17 protein-coding genes are annotated in these 18,057 nt (G+C 73.7%); 8 read left to right on the top strand and 9 right to left on the bottom strand.

Features of this window, described 5'->3' with window-relative positions; translation table 11 throughout:
• Positions 1-1,668, top strand: coding sequence for a right-handed parallel beta-helix repeat-containing protein (locus AB0J72_RS40470; RefSeq protein ID WP_363409148.1), 1,668 nt, complete (start codon positions 1-3; stop codon positions 1,666-1,668).
• Here AB0J72_RS40470 and AB0J72_RS40465 read toward each other — a convergent pair.
• Positions 1,665-3,077, bottom strand: coding sequence for a hypothetical protein (locus tag AB0J72_RS40465; protein WP_363409145.1), 1,413 nt, complete (start codon positions 3,075-3,077; stop codon positions 1,665-1,667). The genes AB0J72_RS40470 and AB0J72_RS40465 overlap by 4 nt on opposite strands.
• A gap of 48 nt (positions 3,078-3,125) precedes the next feature.
• Positions 3,126-4,352 (bottom strand): ROK family transcriptional regulator, encoded by a 1,227-nt coding sequence (locus AB0J72_RS40460; protein ID WP_363409142.1) that lies wholly within the window; start codon positions 4,350-4,352, stop codon positions 3,126-3,128.
• Positions 4,353-4,516: 164 nt separating this feature from the next.
• On the opposite strand from AB0J72_RS40460, the gene AB0J72_RS40455 reads away from it, so the two are divergent.
• A complete protein-coding gene (locus AB0J72_RS40455) occupies positions 4,517-5,572 on the top strand; it encodes a hypothetical protein (RefSeq protein WP_363409139.1) in 1,056 nt (351 codons plus the stop codon).
• A gap of 26 nt (positions 5,573-5,598) precedes the next feature.
• On the opposite strand, the gene AB0J72_RS40450 is transcribed toward AB0J72_RS40455, so the two are convergent.
• From AB0J72_RS40450 to AB0J72_RS40440, 3 genes are read right to left on the bottom strand one after another with little or no spacing between them, the layout of a single operon-like run.
• A complete protein-coding gene (locus tag AB0J72_RS40450; protein WP_363409136.1) occupies positions 5,599-6,648 on the bottom strand; it encodes a CapA family protein in 1,050 nt (349 codons plus the stop codon).
• A gap of 33 nt (positions 6,649-6,681) precedes the next feature.
• Complete coding sequence (locus tag AB0J72_RS40445; protein WP_363409133.1) at positions 6,682-7,989, bottom strand: lanthionine synthetase LanC family protein; 1,308 nt, start codon at positions 7,987-7,989, stop codon at positions 6,682-6,684.
• A gap of 1 nt (position 7,990) precedes the next feature.
• Positions 7,991-8,593, bottom strand: a complete 603-nt coding sequence (locus AB0J72_RS40440; RefSeq protein WP_363409130.1) for a TetR/AcrR family transcriptional regulator — start codon at positions 8,591-8,593, stop codon at positions 7,991-7,993.
• 56 nt (positions 8,594-8,649) lie between these two features.
• Here AB0J72_RS40440 and AB0J72_RS40435 point away from each other — a divergent pair, with 56 nt between their 5' ends.
• A complete protein-coding gene (locus tag AB0J72_RS40435) occupies positions 8,650-9,486 on the top strand; it encodes an alpha/beta hydrolase (protein WP_363409127.1) in 837 nt (278 codons plus the stop codon).
• Positions 9,487-9,504: 18 nt separating this feature from the next.
• The gene (locus AB0J72_RS40430) at positions 9,505-10,302 is read left to right on the top strand and encodes an SDR family oxidoreductase (protein WP_363409124.1); all 798 of its coding nucleotides are present in this window, start codon (positions 9,505-9,507) and stop codon (positions 10,300-10,302) included.
• Here AB0J72_RS40430 and AB0J72_RS40425 read toward each other — a convergent pair.
• Positions 10,299-11,114 carry an LLM class flavin-dependent oxidoreductase gene (locus AB0J72_RS40425; protein WP_363409121.1) on the bottom strand — a complete coding sequence of 272 codons (816 nt, stop codon included), beginning with the start codon at positions 11,112-11,114 and terminating at the stop codon, positions 10,299-10,301. The two genes, AB0J72_RS40430 and AB0J72_RS40425, sit on opposite strands and share 4 nt — an antisense overlap.
• A gap of 60 nt (positions 11,115-11,174) precedes the next feature.
• On the opposite strand from AB0J72_RS40425, the gene AB0J72_RS40420 reads away from it, so the two are divergent.
• Positions 11,175-11,717, top strand: coding sequence for a MarR family winged helix-turn-helix transcriptional regulator (locus AB0J72_RS40420; protein ID WP_363409118.1), 543 nt, complete (start codon positions 11,175-11,177; stop codon positions 11,715-11,717).
• On the opposite strand, the gene AB0J72_RS40415 is transcribed toward AB0J72_RS40420, so the two are convergent.
• The 3 genes from AB0J72_RS40415 to AB0J72_RS40405 are packed head-to-tail and all read right to left on the bottom strand — an operon-like array spanning position 11,673 to position 14,833.
• Positions 11,673-12,335, bottom strand: coding sequence for a tyrosine-protein phosphatase (locus AB0J72_RS40415; protein ID WP_363409115.1), 663 nt, complete (start codon positions 12,333-12,335; stop codon positions 11,673-11,675). The genes AB0J72_RS40420 and AB0J72_RS40415 overlap by 45 nt on opposite strands.
• Entirely contained in the window at positions 12,332-13,183 is an 852-nt protein-coding gene (locus AB0J72_RS40410; protein ID WP_363409112.1) for a hypothetical protein, read from the bottom strand. Before AB0J72_RS40410 ends, AB0J72_RS40415 begins: the two co-directional genes overlap by 4 nt.
• A gap of 39 nt (positions 13,184-13,222) precedes the next feature.
• Entirely contained in the window at positions 13,223-14,833 is a 1,611-nt protein-coding gene (locus AB0J72_RS40405; RefSeq protein ID WP_363409109.1) for an amidohydrolase family protein, read from the bottom strand.
• A 110-nt stretch (positions 14,834-14,943) separates the two neighbouring features.
• Here AB0J72_RS40405 and AB0J72_RS40400 point away from each other — a divergent pair, with 110 nt between their 5' ends.
• From AB0J72_RS40400 to AB0J72_RS40390, 3 genes are read left to right on the top strand one after another with little or no spacing between them, the layout of a single operon-like run.
• The gene (locus AB0J72_RS40400; protein ID WP_363409106.1) at positions 14,944-16,470 is read left to right on the top strand and encodes a phenylacetate--CoA ligase family protein; all 1,527 of its coding nucleotides are present in this window, start codon (positions 14,944-14,946) and stop codon (positions 16,468-16,470) included.
• The gene (locus AB0J72_RS40395; protein WP_363409103.1) at positions 16,467-16,919 is read left to right on the top strand and encodes a DUF4188 domain-containing protein; all 453 of its coding nucleotides are present in this window, start codon (positions 16,467-16,469) and stop codon (positions 16,917-16,919) included. The genes AB0J72_RS40400 and AB0J72_RS40395 overlap by 4 nt, the downstream gene beginning before the upstream one ends.
• On the top strand, positions 16,916-17,992 hold the full coding sequence (locus AB0J72_RS40390) for a hypothetical protein (protein WP_363409100.1): 1,077 nt from the start codon (positions 16,916-16,918) through the stop codon (positions 17,990-17,992). The genes AB0J72_RS40395 and AB0J72_RS40390 overlap by 4 nt, the downstream gene beginning before the upstream one ends.
• Positions 17,993-18,057 lie beyond the last annotated feature (65 nt).

Below are 18,057 nucleotides of genomic sequence, written 5' to 3'. Positions count from 1 at the left end.
GTGACACGGATCGCCGAACCGCTCGTCGCCGACGCCAGGGCGCACGGACTCGCCGGGGACGGGACCACCGACGACCGGCCGGCGCTCGCCGCGCTCGTCGACAGCCTCGGCGCCGCCTACGCCGAGGACGGCCAGCCCCGCACCATCGTCTGCCCGGCAGGGGCGTACGCCATCCATGACGAAGGCATCAGGTGGCGCAGCGGCGTGTCGCTCATCGGTGCGGGGCCGGGCGCCACCCGGTTCCTGCTGGCCAACCCGTCCCGGCCGGCGGGGCCGACCCCACTCGCCGTCTTCACCACCCGGGAGCACGGCGCGGGCCGCGACAACCACCTCGCCGACTGCACCTTCGCGCACTTCGAGATCGACGGCTCGGGCGTCAGCCTGCCCGCCTACGACGTGGCCGCCAAGGGGCTGTTCCTGCAGTACGTGCTGCGGAGCCGATTCCACGACCTGTACATCCACGACACCGGCGCGACCGGGTTCGGCTGCGACTTCCTGCAGGACACCGTCGTGGACGCCGTCCGCGCCGTGCGCTGCGGCCGGCTGAACAACGGCGAGGAGGAAGGCGGCGCCGGCATCGGCATCGGGATCGGCGGCTGGGGCGACACCGAGCGGCTCGCCGTCACCGCGTGCACGACCGTCGGCAACGGCACCAGCGGCATCTTCTTCGAGCTGCAGAAGTGGCACTGGACCCCGCCGCGCGGCATCCGCGTCGTCGGCTGCCACGCGGAAGGCAACCGCTTCGGCATCTCCGACTGGGGCGCCGACGGGCTCGTCGTCTCGGCGTGCACGATGACCGGCAACCATCAGGCGGGCTTCGACGTGTCGGCGCTCGGCACGTCGTCCGTCGCCGGACGCGGCGGCATCGCCACCGGCTGCGTCATCGACGGCAACGTGTGGGACGGCGTCGCGATCGGCAACACGCCCGGCCCGTACACCGTGGAAGGCAACCGCATCAGTCGCAACGGCCGCTACGGCTACTGGCAGCACAACCTCGGACCGTCGGTCCGCGGCGTCCCCCCTCTGCCCGGCGACGCCGACGACTCGTGCGCGGACATCACCGTCACCGGCAACGACATCTGGGGCAACGCCCTCGACGGCGTGTTCGTCGACTCCCCCGTCGTGGACGCCTGCATCGCCGGGAACCGGGTCCGCGGCAACGGCCGCCAGATGTCGCCCGCGTCCACCGGCGGCGGCTCATCCGTCGTGTACGAGCGGCTGTCGGTACGCGACGCGTCGGCCGGCTGGGTCCCGGACGGGCAGGCCGGCAAGATGGTCGCCGCGGGCTCGCAACGGGCCGTGGTCGTGGCCAACACCGCGACCGAGCTCGTCCTCGCGCCGGTCCGCCCAGGCGCGGCCACCGCCTGGCCGGAGGGCACGCCGCGGCAGGGCACCGCGTACCGGCTGCCGGACGCGCCGCCGGTGCGGGCCGGCATCACCCTCGGGGCCCGCACCGACACGCCGACGATCCGGGACAACCGGGTGTGGGACCGCGGCGGGCACCGCACCCAGACGCACGGCCTGCGCACCACCGCCCACGGCACCTGCACGTCACCCCGCGTCCACGACAACGACCTCGAAGGCAACACCGTCGCCGCAACCGCCTTCACGACCCGGCCCGCGGGCGGCGTCTGGTACCGCAACCTCGGCCTCGACCCGCCCCCTTAGGGCCGGACCCACGCCTCGGCGACACCGTCCCGGACCGTCACCACCCCGTGCTCGAAGTACTGCACCCCGTCGTCGACGTCGTGCAGCATCGGCCGCTCGGCGGTGACCGGGAAGCCGAGCCTCCGGGTCAGTCCGGCATCACCCGCCAGCAGGTCCGCCACGACCCTCGACACCGCGACAGCGCCGTGGGCGTCCTTCCAGTAGATCGCCCCGCCCTCGAACGTGGCGTAGCAGCACCACTCCTCGTCCGGCTCCGCCCGGGCGTCGATCTCGCCGGACGTCGGGAAGCCCAGCCAGCTGGAGGTGCCGTTGATCCCCTCGTACAGCTCGCCGATCCCGGCCCCGACGGCGTGGATGCCGTGCTCGCTGACGTAGACGGTGCACCCGCCGACGCCTTCCTCGGGGGTCCAGCGGTCGAGGATCTCGCTCGGATAGTCGTACGTGCCCTCGAACCGCTGGAACTCGCCGGTGGTCCCGAAGGGCGACGCCCCCGCCGCCAACGTGGCGCCGGCCGGGAACCCGAGCGCGCCGGTGACACCACCGCGACCGTCGTGGTATCCGCCGATGTCGGGGCGGACCTCGACGGCGCCGGTCCGCTCCGACCAGTAGACGGCGCCGCCCTCGAACCGCTGACACCAGCCGGTGATGCCGCCGCCCGCCCGGGACGGACCGGCCGTCGCCTCGCCCGAGACCGGGAACCCGAGCCGGCTCGCGGTGCCGCCGACCTGGTCGTAGTGCTCACCGATGCCGCCCCACACGGCGTGCGTGCCGTGTGCGGCGCTGGAGACCACGATGCCGCCCTGGTAGCGCTGGAATTCGCCCGTCGTCACGGATCCGTCCGGAACCTTCGCGGGCGTGACCGGCGACAGAGGGAACCCGAGCCGGTCTTCGTGGAGCGCCAGGTACGACGCCGGAATGATCTGCGCGCTGCCCTTCGGACTCCAGCGGATCTCGCCGTGCTCGTACCGGCGGCGGAAACCGTGGATGGCCCACGAGGAGACAGGGGTCAGGGGACCCGCAGAGGCGCCGAGCGCGGTCGCGTGCACGACGTCGACCTGTTCGATCGCGGCGGCGGCGTCCGGCAGCCCTTCGAGCCAGTCGAACGTGGCGGTCAGCTCGGCGACGACGGACCGCGAATGGTCCGGGTTCATGGTGCCCAGCAGCGACACCGCCAACGCTTCGTCCCGGTGGAGCAGGACCCACGCCGCCTTGGCGGCGGGCGGGACCCGCATCGCGGCGAGTGCCTGCGCCGCTTCGGACTGCGGCAGCTTGGCGACCAGATCCGCGGCCGCCGTCGCGGACAGCGCCTCCAGCATCGCCGCGTCGATGCGCCGGCCGCCGAACCAGACGTTCCACTGGACGTGGTGGTTGCCGCTCAGGACGCCCTGGCCGCCGGAGAGGTCCGTCATCCGGACAGTGTGCCAGCAGGCCGCGCCGGCGGAGGACCGACGAACGGCTCAACTGGGGGCTTCGATCATTCGCTCGATGACGGCGCCGGCGCCGCCGCGGGCGGCGGCGGTGAAGCCGAGGTTGGACGCGACGAAGTGGCAGCGGGCGGCCGGGGAGGCCATGGCGAGGCGGGTGAGCTGGGCCTGCGCGGCGGGGATCAGGTGGTCGGCCAGGTCGGCGAAGTAGCCGCCGAGCACGACCACCCGCGGGTTGAACAGGTTGACCAGGATTGCGCCGCCGTGGCCGAGCCAGCGGCCGATCCCGGCGACCGCCTCCAGGGCCGCCGGGTCGCGGGCGTCGAGCCGGCGGCGCACCTCGGCGATGCGTTCGCGCGGGTCGGGGACGGGGCCGTCGCCGAGGCCGTACGCGAACTCGGGCGTGATCCGGCGGACCAGCTCGGCGAGGCCGACCTTGGTCTCCCAGCAGCCGGTCCGGCCGCAGCCGCACGGGTCGCCGACGGGCTCGACGGGCAGGTGGCCGATCTCGCCGGAGAACCCGTCCGCGCCGCGCAGCAGCCGGCCGTCGACGATCGCGCCGCCGCCGACGCCGACCGAGCCGGTCAGGTAGACGAGGTCGGCGGTGCCGGCGGCGACCCCCCACGTGAACTCGGCCAGGGCCGCCAGGTTCGCGTCGTTGTCGACCCCCACCTGCAGCGCGGGGTCGAGGCCGGCGGCGAGCCGGGACACCACGGGCACGTCGTGCCAGCCGAGGTTCGGCGCCACGACCACCACGCCGCGCGCGACGTCGACCAGGCCGGGGACCGCGACGGTCAGGCCGACCGGGGTCACGCCGTGGTCGGCGAGCTCGGCCAGGGTACGGTCGGCCGCCGCCGCCAGGTCGTCCAGGCACCCCTCGACGTCGCGGCGCCGCGCGTCGAACCCGACCCGCCGCTCGACGAGGGTCCGGCCGGTGAGGTCGCAGGCGTGGACCGCGAGGTAGTCGACGTTGATCTCGATGCCGACCGCGCCGAGCTCCGGTGACAGCGCCACCACCCGGCCCGGCCGGCCGGCGGTGCCCGAGCGTTCGAGCCCGGTCTCGCGCACCAGCCGCCGGCTGAGCAGCTCCTCCACGAGGCTCGACACGGTCGTCTTGTGCAGCCCGGTGGCCGCGGCGATCGCCGCCCGCGACCTCGGCCCGTTGGCGCGGATGTGGCGCAGCGTCCGGCTCAGGTTGGCGCGGCGCACCGCCAGCTGGTCCGTCGTCTCATACGCCGGCCCCACGCCCCCAAGGTCCATGGCCACCATCGTGCCCCCACGGGCCGCGACCCGGCTCCTCGGGTCGGGTCGGAGCCGCCGGAACGGCACTGTCGGTATAGCGTCTGATCACTCCCAAGATATTGATAGATGTGATTGCGTTCGCGGTGTCCTGTCCACTCCTTTCCGCCAGGAGGAGGGTCCACATGCGCAGGAAGCTTCCCGCCCTGCTCATCGCCCTGGTCACCACGCTCGCCGCCGCCTTCGGCACCGCTTCGCCCGCCGCCGCGGCACTGCCCGACGCGGTCGGGTTCGTGCTGTGGAACGGCGCCGCCACCGTCCCGTCGGGCACCTGGCCGGCGGCGACCAGCGTCTCCCCCGGTCCGGCCGGCATCTACACGATCAAGTTCCCGGGTCAGGCCGCCAAGGGCGGCGTCGTGCACGTCACCGCGATCAACTCCGGGCCGCGCTTCTGCCAGGCGGTCAAGTGGGGCCCGTCCGGCACCGACGAGATCGTCGTCGTGCAGTGCTCCCAGCCCGGCGGCCTGCTCGTGGCGACGGCCTTCACCGCCCTGTTCGACAGCAGCTCCGCCCCCATCAGCAGCGCGATCAACGGCCGGTTCGGCTACGTGGACTGGAACGACGCGACCGGCACCATGGTCGACCAGTTCAACTCCTCCGGCGCCGTCAACGGCGTCACCCCGCTCGGCGGCGTCTACGAGGTCAAGCTGCCCGGCCTCAGCACCGCCGGCCCGATCGACGGCAGCCTGCAGGTGACGGCCGTCAACAGCACCCCGGCGCGGTGCAAGGTGCGCAACTGGACGTCGAGCCCCGCCGGCCAGGTCGCGTACGTCGCCTGCTTCACGTCGACCGGCGCGCCGTTCAAGACCCGGTTCACGCTGTCCTACCAGTACAACCAGTCGCTGTGGGGCGCGGGCTGGCCGCCGCGCTACTTCGGCTACCTGTGGTTCCGCCCGCCGGTCGGCCCGCCGTCGACGAACTTCAACTCGCAGGCCGGCTTCGGCGTCAACACGCTCCTGAGCGGCGGCGTCGGGCTGTCGCTCGTCACGTTCCCGCGGCTGGTCGGACTGCCGGACACCGTCCAGGTGACCGCGTCCGGCAGCTCGTCGGAGTTCTGCAACCTGCTCGCGCCGTGGGTGCACAGCGCCACGGACACGATCGTGCGCGACGTCGCCTGCTACAACAGCGGCGGCGCCCTGGTGAACACCGGCTTCCTCGTCAGCGCGAACGCAGCGGTGTAAACCCTGGTGCCCGCCCCGGTCGTCGTTCAGGCCGCGGGCGGGGCGGGCGCCAGCCCGGTGCAGCGCCGCAGGTCGGTGAAGCGCTTGGTCGCGACGGCGGCCGATGTACCGGTGAGCGCCTTCGGCTGCCCCGTGCCGGAGACGACGGCCGGGACCAGCTCCGCCCCGACCACGTCCCGGCCACGCACCCGCACCTTGAGCACCCCGGTGTCGGCGGACCCCACGTACCAGACGAAGTTGCCGAGCCCGTAGGCGACGTAGGTCCGCCCGAGCCACCCGTCGCCCTGCAGCACGTGCGCGTGCGCCCCGATGATCATGTCGGCGCCGGCCTCGGCGAGCGCTGCGGCGAAGGTCTTCTGGTTGTCGTTCGGGCACGACTCGCGCTCCGTGCCCCAGTGGTTGAACACGACCACGACGTCGGCCCGCTCGCGCGCGGCCTTCACCGCGGCGACGGCTCGCGGCACGTCCCACGCGAGGGCGATCCCGGGCGTCGCGGGCCCGGCCTTCCAGCTCTCCGCGAGGGTGTGGATCTGGCTGAAGCCGACGATCGCCACCCGCACCCTGCGCGCCGTCAGGATGAGCGGCGCGTACGCCTCGTCGATCGTCCGCCCGCCCCCGAACACCGGCATCCCCTTCGCGGCCGCGCCGTCCAGCGTGTCGGCGAACCCGACCCGGCCGTAGTCGAGCGCGTGGTTGTTCGCGACCGAGACGGCGTCGATCCCGGCTGCCTTGACCGCGTCGTACGCCGTGACGGGCGCCCTGAAGTGGAACTCCTTCGGCTCCGGCGTCCCCCGCGTGGTGACCGCCGTTTCGAGGTTGACCACGGCGAGGTCGGCCGCCGACAGCACCTCGGCCATCGGCCCGACCGCGGTCGCCGGGTCCTTCAGCAGCCCGGCGGTCCGCTCGGTGAAGTGCACGTCCCCACCGAACGCGAGCGTCAGCTCCACCGGCGCCGCGGACGCCGTCGGCGACCCAGACGGCGACTGGGACAGCGACGGGGACGGGGCGGTCGCGGGTGGCGGTGCCGCGCTACACCCCGCGAGCACCAGCGCGGCCACCACGACGACTGCCTTCACGGCGCCCAGCGTACGAGCCCGGCGCCCGACCCGTCAGCCCGCTCCTGTGGCATCGGCGGCGTTCGTCCGCACCGCCGGCGGGACGGTCCACCACTGGTCGGGGCGGTCGACGACGGGGGCGGTGAGGCCGTCGCGGTCGACGCGGGCGAGGCGGAGCAGGAACGCGGCGATGCCGGCCGAGCCCTGCATCCAGGTGGCGTTCGGCGGTAGCAGCGGCGGGTCCTGGCGGTGCTCGACGAACCGCCAGTGCGCGCCCGCCTCGTCGAACAGCGCGCGCTCCACCAACGCGTCGGCCATCGTGCGGGCCGCGGCGAGCAGCGCAGCGTCCGAAGTGGACTGGGCGGCGTCGAGGAGGATGTCGCCGACGCCGGCGGTGCCGCAGCAGCGGCCGTCGTTGTCCCAGAAGCCGGGGCGCAGGCGGGCCGGGACGCCGGAGGTGAGGACGGAGTGCAGGCAGCGGCGGCGCAGGTCGCCGACCGGGAAGCCGGCGACCTCGGACAGGCCGGCGAGGGCGAGGGCCGGGAAGAGCTGTGAGGTGCCCGCCGGGCCGTGGCACCAGTTGTACGTGACGGGCTCCACCTCCCGCTGCGACCGCGGGATCGTGTGCTCGACGGCGAACCCGTCGCCGGACAGGTCCGCGATCGCGGCCAGGTGCTCGCCGCCGCGCCGCGCCGCGTCGACGAAGTCGGCCCGGTCCAGCGCCCGGCCGGCCACCGCGAGGGCGGCGGCGACGCCGGCGGTGCCGTGCGAGAAGTTCGGGGTGCTGGAGCGGTACCCCGGCCACATCCGCCAGTCGAGCCCGTGCGCCGTCGGCTCCGCGGCCCGCAACAGGGCCTCGCCGCCCGTGGTCATGGTGCCGGCGGCGAGGTCGCCGCCGGCCCACACGGCGGCGTGCACGATCCCGGCGGTGCCCATGACGACGTCGGTGAGCGGCGCGCGGCTGCCGGGCCTGATGTCGAACGTCGTCTCCCACCCGTCCGGGGTGCTCAGGTGCGCGAGCCGTTCCAGCGCGATCCGCTCCGCGCCGGGCGCGAGCAGGCGCAGCACGGTGACGTCGCCGGCGAGGCCGTCGTACAGCGACGGCTCGACCCGGTCCGGGACGCCCGCCGTCACGCGCGCGACGATCCCGTCCGCGAGCGCCGCCTCGGCGCCGGTCAGCGGACGGTGCAGGCGCAGCTCGGCGAGGACCGGCGCCAGCCCGGGCACGCCCGCGTACACCGTCTCGCGGTCGCGGTCCGGCCCGGGCAGCACCGGGCCGTCGTCGTCGGCGCCGACCTGGGCGAGCGTCCACGCCCAGGCGGCCTCGCCGAGCTCCTGATAGGAGGTCGGGTTGGTGGTCACGTCACACCGCCAGGGAGTCGATGAGGCGGTCGAGGACCGCGCCGATGTCCGCGCGGGCCCGCACCGGGTCTTCGGCCTGCGACAGGTAGAGCGCCGCCTCGTCGATGGCGCCGATGAGCACGTGCGACAGCGGCTCCGGTGGCTGCTCGGCGATCCGCCCGACCGAGATCGCGTAGCTGACCAGGCTCTGCACGAGGCCCATGCCGTACCGGAGGCTGATCTCCCGCCAGCGGACCCAGCCGAGGACCGACGGCGCCTCGATCAGCACGATGCGCTGCACCTCCGGCTCGGCGCACGCGTCCAGCCAGGTCGCCGCGCCGAGGCGCATGAGGGCGATCGGGTCGGTCAGCCCGCTGCCGCCCACCGCGTCGTCGATCCGGCGGGTCAGGTCCGCCTCGACCGCCTCGAACACCGCGGCGAAGAGGTCGGTCTTGTCGGCGAACTGGTGGTACATCGCGCCGCGCGTGACGCCGGCGGCGCGGACGATCGCCTCGGTGCCCACGGCGGCGAAGCCGGACGCGGCGAAGAGCGGCCTGGCCGCCTGGATGAGGGCGGCCCGGGTCGCCTCCGAACGCTGCTCCTGGGTTCGGCGGTTGCTTTTCATACAGACAGTACGTATGTTTCTTGTGCCATGCACTGAACATATCGCGAGGAGGCGCCGTGCCCGCCGTCGACATCCCGCAGGGGCGCATCGAATACCGCGTGACCGGCCCGGAGGACAGCGCGCTGCCGCCGGTCGTGCTCGTCCACGGCCTGCTCGTCAACGCCGAACTGTGGACCCGCACCGCCGACGCGCTCGCCGCCCGCGGCATCCGCAGCTACGCGCCGGACCTGCCGCTCGGATCGCACCGCGTGCCGTGGCCGCCCGGGACCGACCTCAGCCCCCGGGGCATCGCGGCGCTCCTCGGCGACTTCATCGCCGCGCTCGACCTCACCGGTGTCACGCTCGTCGGCAACGACACCGGTGGCGCGATCTGCCAGTTCCTCATCGACGCCGGGCACGAGCGCATCGGGCGGCTGGTCCTGACCAACTGCGACGCGTTCGACCAGTTCCCCCCGGCGCCCATCGGCCTGCTCGTGAAGGCCGGTCGGCGGCCCGCTCGGCTGCGCATGTTGGCGGCGTCGGTACGGGCGAAGGCCCTGCGCCACTCCATCGCCGGCTACGGCGGGCTGGCCCGGGACCCCCTCGACGCCGCCCTGACCGCCCGCTGGGTCGCGCCGCTGCGCGCCGACGCGGCGATCCGTCGCGACACCGCCGCGTTCCTGCGCGGGATCTCGCCCGCGGAGCTGCTCGACGTCTCGACCCGGCTGCACACCTTCACGAAGCCGGTCCGCCTCGTCTGGGGTGACGCCGACCTGTTCTTCAAGCTGAGCCTCGCCCGGCGGCTGCGCGACGCGTTCCCCGACGCCGCCCTCGTCGAGGTCCCGGGCGGTCGCACGTTCCTGCCCCTGGACGAGCCGGACCGGGTCGCGGCCGAGATCGCCCTCGCCGCCTGACGGCGATATGGTGCAGCGATGCATCGCACCGCGCTGGTCACCGGGGCATCGTCGGGCATCGGCAAGGCGACCGCCGCCGCCCTCGCCGCGCGCGGCTACCGAGTCATAGGCACCAGCCGCCACCCCGCGTCCGTGCAGGACCCGCCCGAGGGCGTCGAGCTCCTGCCGCTCGACCTCGAGGACGACGCGTCGATCGAGGCCCTCGCCGCGGCCGCCGGCCAGGTCGACGTGCTGGTCAACAACGCCGGGGAGAGTCAGAACGGCCCGTTCGAGGACCTCCCCGGCGACGCGCTGCGCCGGCTGTTCCAGGTCAACGTCCTCGGGCCCGTCCGGCTCGCCCAGCTGCTCCTGCCCGGCATGCGGGCGCGCCGGTACGGCCGGGTCGTGATGGTCGGGTCGATGCTCGCGTCCTTCCCGCTGGCGTACCGGTCGTCGTACGTCGCGTCGAAGGCCGCCCTGAAGGGCTTCGCGGAGGGGGCGCGGCACGAGTACTCGCCGTTCGACGTCTGGCTGACGACCGTCGAGCCCGGCTCGATCAGCACCGGCATCAGCGAGCGCCGCACGAAGTACGTCGCGGACGACTCCCCGCACCGCGCGGACTTCGAGCGGATGCTGGCCGCCCTCGACCGCAACGAGCGCAAGGGCGCGCCGGCCGCGCAGGTCGCCGCCACCATCGTCAAGGCCGTCGAGGCATCGCGGCCGAGGGCGTTCTACGCCGTCGGCAGCAACGCCCCGGTCGTCTTCCCGCTGCGCCGCCTCATGCCGTCGTCGCTCGTGTCGAAGGCCACCCACCGCCGCCACGACCTGCGCCGCTAGCGCAGCTGCGGCAGCACCTCGAGGGCGAGGCGCTCCACCTGCTCGTCCCGGCCCGGGCCGGGCACCTTCAGGTTGAGCACCGTGAAGCCCATCGCGACGAGCGCCCGCAGCCGGTCCGCCGTGTCGTCGCCGGCCCGCACCTCGACGTTGAGGGCGCAGGTGATGTCCTCGGGCGAGCGCCCCGCCCGGTCCGCCGCGGCCAGGACCCGGTCGCGCATCGCGGGGAGCGCCTCGAGGGACGCGTACCCCAGCGACGGCATCCAACCGTCGGCCAGCCGTCCCGTCACGTCGAGGGCGCGCGGCCCGAACGTCCCGAGCCAGATCGGGATCCGGCGGTCCGGCTTCGGCTCCATCGGCGCGGCGGCGACGTGGTGGATGCGGCCGGTGTACGTGGTGGCGGGGCCGGTCCAGAGGCCGCGGATGATCTCGATCGCCTCGGCGAGGCCGTCGACCTTGTCGCGTGGCGACGGCACGTCGATGCCGAACGCGCGGAACTCCTCGTCGGACGAGCCGCCGCCGAGCCCCAGGATCAGCCGGCCGCCGCTGAGCCGGTCGAGGGTCTCGGCCATCTTGGCGACCATGGCGGGCCGTCGGTACGGCACCCCGAGCACCCTGGGCATGACCCCGATCCGCTCGGTGTGCGCCGCCATCCACGCGAGCATCGTCCAGCTCTCGTGGCTCGGATCGGTGCCGCTCGGATGGTCGGACGTGGACACGAAGTCGAACCCGAGCGCCTCGGCGGCGCGGGCCGCCGCGACCGGGTCCACCGCCGTCGACGCGGGCACGTCGACCCCAACCCTGATGCTTGACATGTCATGCACGCTAGCGCGGATGAGTTTGACACGTCAAGCAGATGACCTAGGCTTGGCGCCATGACGGAACCGCGCTGGCTCACCGACGCCGAGATGCACACCTGGCGCGGGTACCGGCGCATGCGCGGCCTCCTCGACCTCCAGCTGACCCGCGACCTCGGCGCCGACTCGGGCCTGTCCGACGCCGACTACGACGTGCTGACCGCGGTCTCCGACGCCCCCGACCGGCGCCTCCCCCTCGGCGAGCTGGCCGCCTCGATCCGCTGGTCGACGAGCCGCCTGTCCCACCAGGTCACCCGCATGGAGCAGCGCGGCCTGGTCGCCCGCGGCCCGTCCACCGCCGACGGCCGCAGCGCCACCGTCATCCTCACCGACCACGGCTGGGCCACGGTCCAGGCCGCCGCCGTGCACCACGTCGCCTCGGTCCGCCGCCACTTCATCGACGTCCTGGACGAGTCCGACGTCGCCGCGCTGGGCCGCATCGCCGACAAGGTCCTCGCCCACCTCACCGACGCGACGCCGCCCACTCCCCCACGCCGCCGCCGGTCCGCCGGCGGGTCAGTCGCGGAGCCTGGCCCGGAGGGCGGCGAGACGGTCGGGTGACAGGCCGTGGGCGAGGAGGTAGCCCTCGGCGCCGCCCCACCGCTCGTCGACGAGGTCCAGCACCGCCTGGATCGACTCGGGCTCGCACTCGCCCGGCGACTCCCAGCACACCGACGAGAACGTGTAGTCGGCGACGATGACGTCGTCGGGCACGGCCGCGACGCGGAGCAGCAGGGCGACGAGCATGCCGGTGCGGTCCTGGCCCGCCTGGCAGTGCACGAGGACCGCCCCGGGCGGGGCGTCGGCGACGGCGCCGACCGCAGTGGTGACGCGCCGGGCATCGCCCGCGATCCGGCAGCGGTACAGCTCGTCGATGCCGGCCAGGTCCGACAGCTCGTCGGCGGGGTCGTCGTCGGGGTCGGTGAACGGGACCAGCCGGTACATCGGGTCCGCGGCCAGGACGTTCGGCCGCAGTTCCGCCTCGTCGGCGCTGCGCAGGTCGATGATGCGGGTGACGCCGTGCGCCCGCAGCGCGGCCACGCCGTCGGGGGTGAGCCGGTGCGGCGAGTCGGCGCGCACCACGGCGCCGTGCCGGACCTGCCCGCCGTCCGCGGTCGGCAGGCCGCCGAGGTCCCGGGCGTTGCGCAGCCCGGGCCACGCGAGTGGGGTGAACCTCATGACGCCAGGCCGACGACGACGGCCGCGACCAGCACCAGGAACGCGGCGATCACGAGGAGCCACCGCCGCCGGGCCCGCTGGCGGCGGTGGCGACGCTTCCGTGCCGCCGCCCTCGCCGCGGCTCGCGACGCCCGCCTCGCGGACGGCCGGGCCCCGACCTTGACCTTGACCGGCGCGGCCCCGGGCACGGGCACGGGCACGGCCTCCGGCACCGGCACGACATGCGGCACGGGCGCATCGTGCGGTACGGGCGCGGTCTCAGGAACGGATGCCGCCCCCAGCACGGGCACGGCGGCGTCAGGTACAGGCGAAACGTCGAGGGCAGGCGCAACCTCAGCTGAAGGCGCCGGCGAGACCGAGGACGCCGGCGGGACCGAAGGCGTGAGCGGGACCGAAGGGGCGGGCGGGACCGGAGGGGCGGGCGGGACCGGAGCGGGCCGGGGTGCGGGCACGCGGATCGTCTCGGCGTTCGCGCGGGCGATGAGCTTCCCGACCCGGACGCTGGCCGCCCGCAGCCGGGCGGCCCGCTTCGGCGCCAGCTTCCGGCCGGTGATGATGCCGCAGGCCTGGGCGACCGCCACGACGAGGACCGGGTTGCTGATGAGGTCGCGGTGGCCGAGCATCAGCGCCGCGACCATGTTCCGGTCCACCCGCAGCCCCGGCGCGAGCTTGTGGGCGCGGACGACCTCGGCGATGTGCCGGCGCGTGCTCTTCGACCGCGTCCGGCCGCGGGGGCGTTTCCGGGCGCTGCGGTCCGCGGTCCGGGCGGCCTCCGCCACCAGGACGGCGACCAGCGAATGCACCGCCTCGTCGGCCTCCTGCCAGCGCGGCGTCAGCGCCTCGGTCAATCCGTGGTCTCCCAGTGCGAACCCGTCGATCGGAGCAACTTACCCGGTGGCGGCCGCGGGCCAAACGCGGCGGCCGGAGATCCAGGTCTGGGTGACGCGGGTCGCGGGGTCGAACGGGTCGCCGTCGCAGATCGCCAGGTCGGCGGTCTCCCCCGCGGCGAGGCCGCCGGCGCCCGGCGCGCCGAGGGACGCGGCCGCCGTCACCGTCAGCGCCCGCACCGCCTCCGACGGGGTCAGCGCCTGGGCCGGCTGGATCGGCCGCCGCACCGCGAGCCTGAGGTTGCCGAGCGGGTCGAGCGGCCCCGCCGGGTGGTCGGAGGCGAGGGTCAGCGGCACGCCCGCGTCCAGCAGCGACCGCCCGCCGACGACCGTCAGGAAGCGGTCGGTGCCGCCGTCGACGATCTGCGGGCCGAACGTGGTGAGGAAGCCGGGCTGCACCGTCGCCCACGCCCCGCTCGCCGCGACCAGGTCGACGGCCGCCGGGTCGAGGAGGACCAGGTGGTCGATGACGGCGGCGCCGGCGGGGGCTCCCACGGCGCGCAGGGCGGTCGCGGCCTGCCGCACGGCGAGGTTGCCGAGCGCGTGCATCCGTGGCCGCAGCCCCGCCGACAGGTACGCGGACAGCAGGTCGGCGAGCTCCCGGTCCGAGTACCGCAGGTACTCCAGTCGCAGCATCCGCCGCTGTACGGTGGTCCGCCGGCGCATCGCGTCGCGCAGCGGGCCCGGGTGCCGGGCGGCGACCGTCTCCTTGACGGCCTGCCAGGTGAGCCGGCCGAGCGCGCGGGCCGGCATGCAGACGGCGCACCGGTCGCCGCCGTCGAGGAACAGCTTCGCCTCGCGCCCGCTCGCCCCGTAGTCGCCGTCCGGCGCGACCGACGGCCCTTCCAGGGGGCTGAGCAGCCCCTCGCCGGCACCGACCGCCCACGACAGCCGCGGCGAGCCGGCCGCCGCGAGGCCCAGCATCCGCTCGTGGTGCTGCGGCGGGACGTACGCCTCGTGCGCGTGCGTGATACCCAGCGACACGCACCGGTCGAGGGCCAGGCGGGTCAGCGCGACCGGATCACCAAGGGCGGAGGCGAGCGCGCGGGCGAGGGCCTCGCCGTAGGCCTGCTCCCAGATCTCGCCGGTCGGCCGGCCCCGGCGGTCGAGGCTCACGTCGCCGTCCTTGGCCCGCCGCGTGGTGATGCCGAGCGCCCGCATCGCCTGGGAGGAGACGGTGCCGCGGTGGACGTCGACGCCGCTGACCAATATCTGACGGCCGGGCGCGACGGCGTCGAACTCGGCGGCGGTCGGCAGGCGCCGCTGCGGCCACCGGAACGGCCGGGCGTTCCAAACCAGCAGCCAGGGCGCGTGCGGGTCGGCCGCGGCCGCCGCCCCGATCGCGGCGAGCGCCGCCGGCAGCGAGGTCCAGGCGGAGCCGTCGACGCCGAGCGTCTGCCACCCGACAACGGTGGCGTGCAGGTGTGTGTCGACGAACCCGGGCAGAATGTGACACCCTGCGACGTCGATCATGGTGTCCGCCGGCGGGGGCGGCGTGTCGTGCGCTCCGGTGGCGGTGATCCGGTCGCCGGTGACCAGCAGCCAGCCAGGCTGCGGGGTGCAGGTCGGGCCGGCCCAGATCGTCGCTCCGGTCATGAGTGTCCCGGCCATGCGGCAACAATACTTACCCGGATGCGAGTAGGACGGCTCAGGCGCCACGGTGGCCGGCAGCCGAGGATGTAGACGGTCCGTGTGGATGGTCAGGGAGGAAGGGAACGGTCGTGACGTTCGTGCGGCAATGGGTGCTTCGGATCAGCAGCTTCGGGCTGACCTGGCTGTACGCGATCTACCGGGTGCACCCGGCGGTGTGGCGGCTGATGGCCCGCAACTACCGGCCGTGGATGGCCCGGTTCGCCCGGCTGCACGCGTGGATGACGTGCCAGTTCGCCGCGATCGACGTGCCGGCGTACGGCGACTTCCTGCGCCGCAACGACTGGCGGTTCCGCTGGTTCGACCTCACGTCCTACCCGCCGACCGCGAAGCTGACCTACGTGAAGGCGTACCCGGAGGAGCAGCGCTGCTGGCACGGCCGGATCGAGATCGCCGGCAGCGTCGTCGACGAGTCGTCGGGGTCGTCCGGGCAGCCGTACAACTGGATCCGCAGCAAGAAAGAGCTCGGGACGGTGCACAAGAACCTCGCCGGCTACACCACGCTGGTGTTCCCGTCGAAGCGGCGGTTCGTCATCAACGCCTACTCGATGGGTGCGTGGGCGACCGGCACCAACACCGGCATCGCGATGGCCCGCGTCGCGATGGTGAAGAACACCGGGCCCGACCTCGACAAGATCATCGACACGCTGCGGCACTTCGGGCCCGGCTTCGACTACGTCATCACCGCCTACCCGCCGTTCCTGAAGCACCTGCTGGACAAGATGGACGCGGTCGGCTTCGACTGGGCGCCCTACAAGCTGTCCGCGCTGGTCGGCGGCGAGGGCATGACCGAGGCGCTGCGCGACTACCTGGAGCAGCGGTTCACGAAGGTGCGCTCCGGCTACGGCGCCAGCGACCTGACGATCGGCATGGGCGGCGAGACCGACCTGACGGTGTGGCTGCGCCGCCGCCTGCGCACCGACCAGCGGCTGCGCGAGGCGCTGCTCGGCGCCGACGAGCACCGGCTGCCGATGATCTTCCAGTACAACCCGCTCGAGACGTACCTGGAGACGACCGAGGACGGCGAGATCCTCTGCACCATCAACACGACCGCGGTGCTCAACCCGAAGGTGCGCTACAACATCGGCGACGAGGGCAAGCTGATGTCCTACGCCGAGCTGACCAGCATCGTCGGCAAGGACGCCGAGATGCAGCGGGCGTTCGAGGGTGACCGGATGAAGCTGCCGCTGCTGTTCCTGTTCGGGCGCAAGGACAGCACGATCTCGTACATGGGCGCCAACATCTACCCGCAGGACGTCGAGAACGGCCTCTACCAGGACAACCCCCTCGCCCACCAGATCCAGAGCTTCTGCCTCACGCTCGAGGAGCACACCGACCTCGAGAGCCGCCCGGTGATCCACATCCAGCTGCGCGAGGAAGTACACCTGACGCAGCAGCAACAGGAGGAGCTGGCCGACGTGTGCCGGCGCGGCGTGGTGCGCTATCTCGCCGAGGTCAGCCGCGACTTCGCCGAGTCCCTCGCCGAGGATCCCAGCGCGGCGGACCTGCGCGTGCGCGTCCACGAGCACGGCGCCGGCCCGTTCGCCGCCAGCAACGGCAAGATCAAAAACGTCTACCTGGCCAGGAGTGCCGCATGAGGACCAGCGACTTCTCGAAGGTGCCGCCGGTCGGGCAGGCGACCGCGATGTTCGTCGGCGCCACCCGCTACCGCGGCCCGCACTCGATCTTCATCCTCACGTTCACCTGGTTCAAGATGGTGCGCCAGATGAAGCGGCTGCCCGGGTACTGCTGGCACACCGTCTACTGGCAGTGGCCGTTCACGCTCGGCACGATCGCGTTCTTCCGCGACCGGGACGCGCTGCTGCAGTTCGCGCGCACCAAGCACCACCGCGACCTCATGTGCTGGATCACCGACAACGGCACCCGCAACGCCACCGGCGGCTACATCCGGCTCTACAACGCCGAGGAGAGCGGCTACACCAACGGCGTCTGGCGCGCCGAAGGCAATACGATGGCACACATCGAGACCTACACGCCGCTGTCCCGCGAGACGGACGGCCCGGCCGTGCACCGGCCGGCGTCGTGACCGTCCACATCGAACCCGTGACCGGCCGGGCCGGGCTGCGCGCGTTCTGCGACCTGCCGCTGCGGCTGCACCCGCGGGACCGGTACGTGCCCCTGGCCGACTCCGTCATCGCCGGATTCACCGCGGCCGGCGCCGAGCTGTTCCTCGCCCGCGACGACTCGGGCGCCGTGGTCGGCCGCACCTGTGTCCACCGCAACGTGAAGTTCGACGCGAAGCTCGGCCGGCGGCACCAGCTCTTCGGCCTCACCGAGTTCGCCGACGATGCCGCGGCCTCGGCACTGTTCGATCTGGTCGCCGAGCGCGGCCGCGACGCCGAGGCGCTGTTCGGGCCGGTCGGGCTGCTGCCCAACCAGACCGGCGGCGTCATCACGTCGGGCTTCGACGAGCGCGGCTTCATCGACTCCGCCTGGAACCCGCCGCACTACCCGGTCTCGTACGAGCGGCACGGCTTCACCCGCCGCTTCGAGGCCGACACGTGGCTGTGCGACGTCGGTGCGGGCGGCGAGTTCGCCTTCGACGACGCGCGGATCGCCGCCGAGGACCTCGTGGTGCGGCACGGCTCCCGCCGCCGGTTCAAGGCGCAGCTGCCGATCCTGCGGGAGATGCTCAACGCGTCGTTCGCGCAGCTCGGCTACTACACCGAGATCGACGCCGACGAGCTGGCGAAGCAGACCGACGGCCTGTCGTTCCTGCTCGACGAGGCGCTGCTGCTGTGGCTGGAGAAGGCCGGCCGGCCCGTCGCGTTCATCGTCACCGTGCCCGACGTGTCGGAGTTCTTCATGCAGGTCGGCGGCCGGCTCGGCGTGCTCAACCAGCTGCGCCTGCTCGCCACCCGCAACCGCTACCGCCGCGACGCCGTCCTCATCATCAAGGGCACCGTCCCCGACGAGCAGGGCCGCGGCTACCTGACGCTGCTGTCCCGCGAGCTGTACCGGGGGCTGCGCGCCGGCGGTTACCGCACGCTGCGCAGCACGTACGTGGAGCGCGACAACCCGGCGTCCGCGGCGCAGTACCGGCGGATGGGCGGCCGCCCGCTGCACGGCTACACCTTCTACGAACGGGCGGTGGCATGAGCGGGCCGGAGCGCAGCGGAGGGCTGCGAATCATGGGCGCAGTCTTTCGGTCAGGCCGGCGCCGG

It is taken from the genome of Dactylosporangium sp. NPDC049742 (assembly GCF_040674675.1).
GTDB lineage: Bacteria > Actinomycetota > Actinomycetes > Mycobacteriales > Micromonosporaceae > Dactylosporangium > Dactylosporangium maewongense.
Note: the sequence above shows the minus strand (reverse complement) of the source record. Positions and strands in the feature narration are given on the sequence as shown.

Bases quoted from the DNA above. Each gene is read 5' to 3' on its own strand.
- AB0J72_RS40405 (WP_363409109.1), bottom strand. From the start codon at position 14,833: ATGGCCGGGACACTCATGACCGGAGCGACGATCTGGGCCGGCCCGACC.
- AB0J72_RS40425 (WP_363409121.1), bottom strand. From the start codon at position 11,114: ATGTCAAGCATCAGGGTTGGGGTCGACGTGCCCGCGTCGACGGCGGTG.
- AB0J72_RS40465 (WP_363409145.1), bottom strand. From the start codon at position 3,077: ATGACGGACCTCTCCGGCGGCCAGGGCGTCCTGAGCGGCAACCACCAC.
- AB0J72_RS40460 (WP_363409142.1), bottom strand. From the start codon at position 4,352: ATGGACCTTGGGGGCGTGGGGCCGGCGTATGAGACGACGGACCAGCTG.
- AB0J72_RS40440 (WP_363409130.1), bottom strand. From the start codon at position 8,593: ATGAAAAGCAACCGCCGAACCCAGGAGCAGCGTTCGGAGGCGACCCGG.
- AB0J72_RS40420 (WP_363409118.1), top strand. From the start codon at position 11,175: ATGACGGAACCGCGCTGGCTCACCGACGCCGAGATGCACACCTGGCGC.
- AB0J72_RS40430 (WP_363409124.1), top strand. From the start codon at position 9,505: ATGCATCGCACCGCGCTGGTCACCGGGGCATCGTCGGGCATCGGCAAG.
- AB0J72_RS40395 (WP_363409103.1), top strand. From the start codon at position 16,467: ATGAGGACCAGCGACTTCTCGAAGGTGCCGCCGGTCGGGCAGGCGACC.
- AB0J72_RS40455 (WP_363409139.1), top strand. From the start codon at position 4,517: ATGCGCAGGAAGCTTCCCGCCCTGCTCATCGCCCTGGTCACCACGCTC.
- AB0J72_RS40415 (WP_363409115.1), bottom strand. From the start codon at position 12,335: ATGAGGTTCACCCCACTCGCGTGGCCCGGGCTGCGCAACGCCCGGGAC.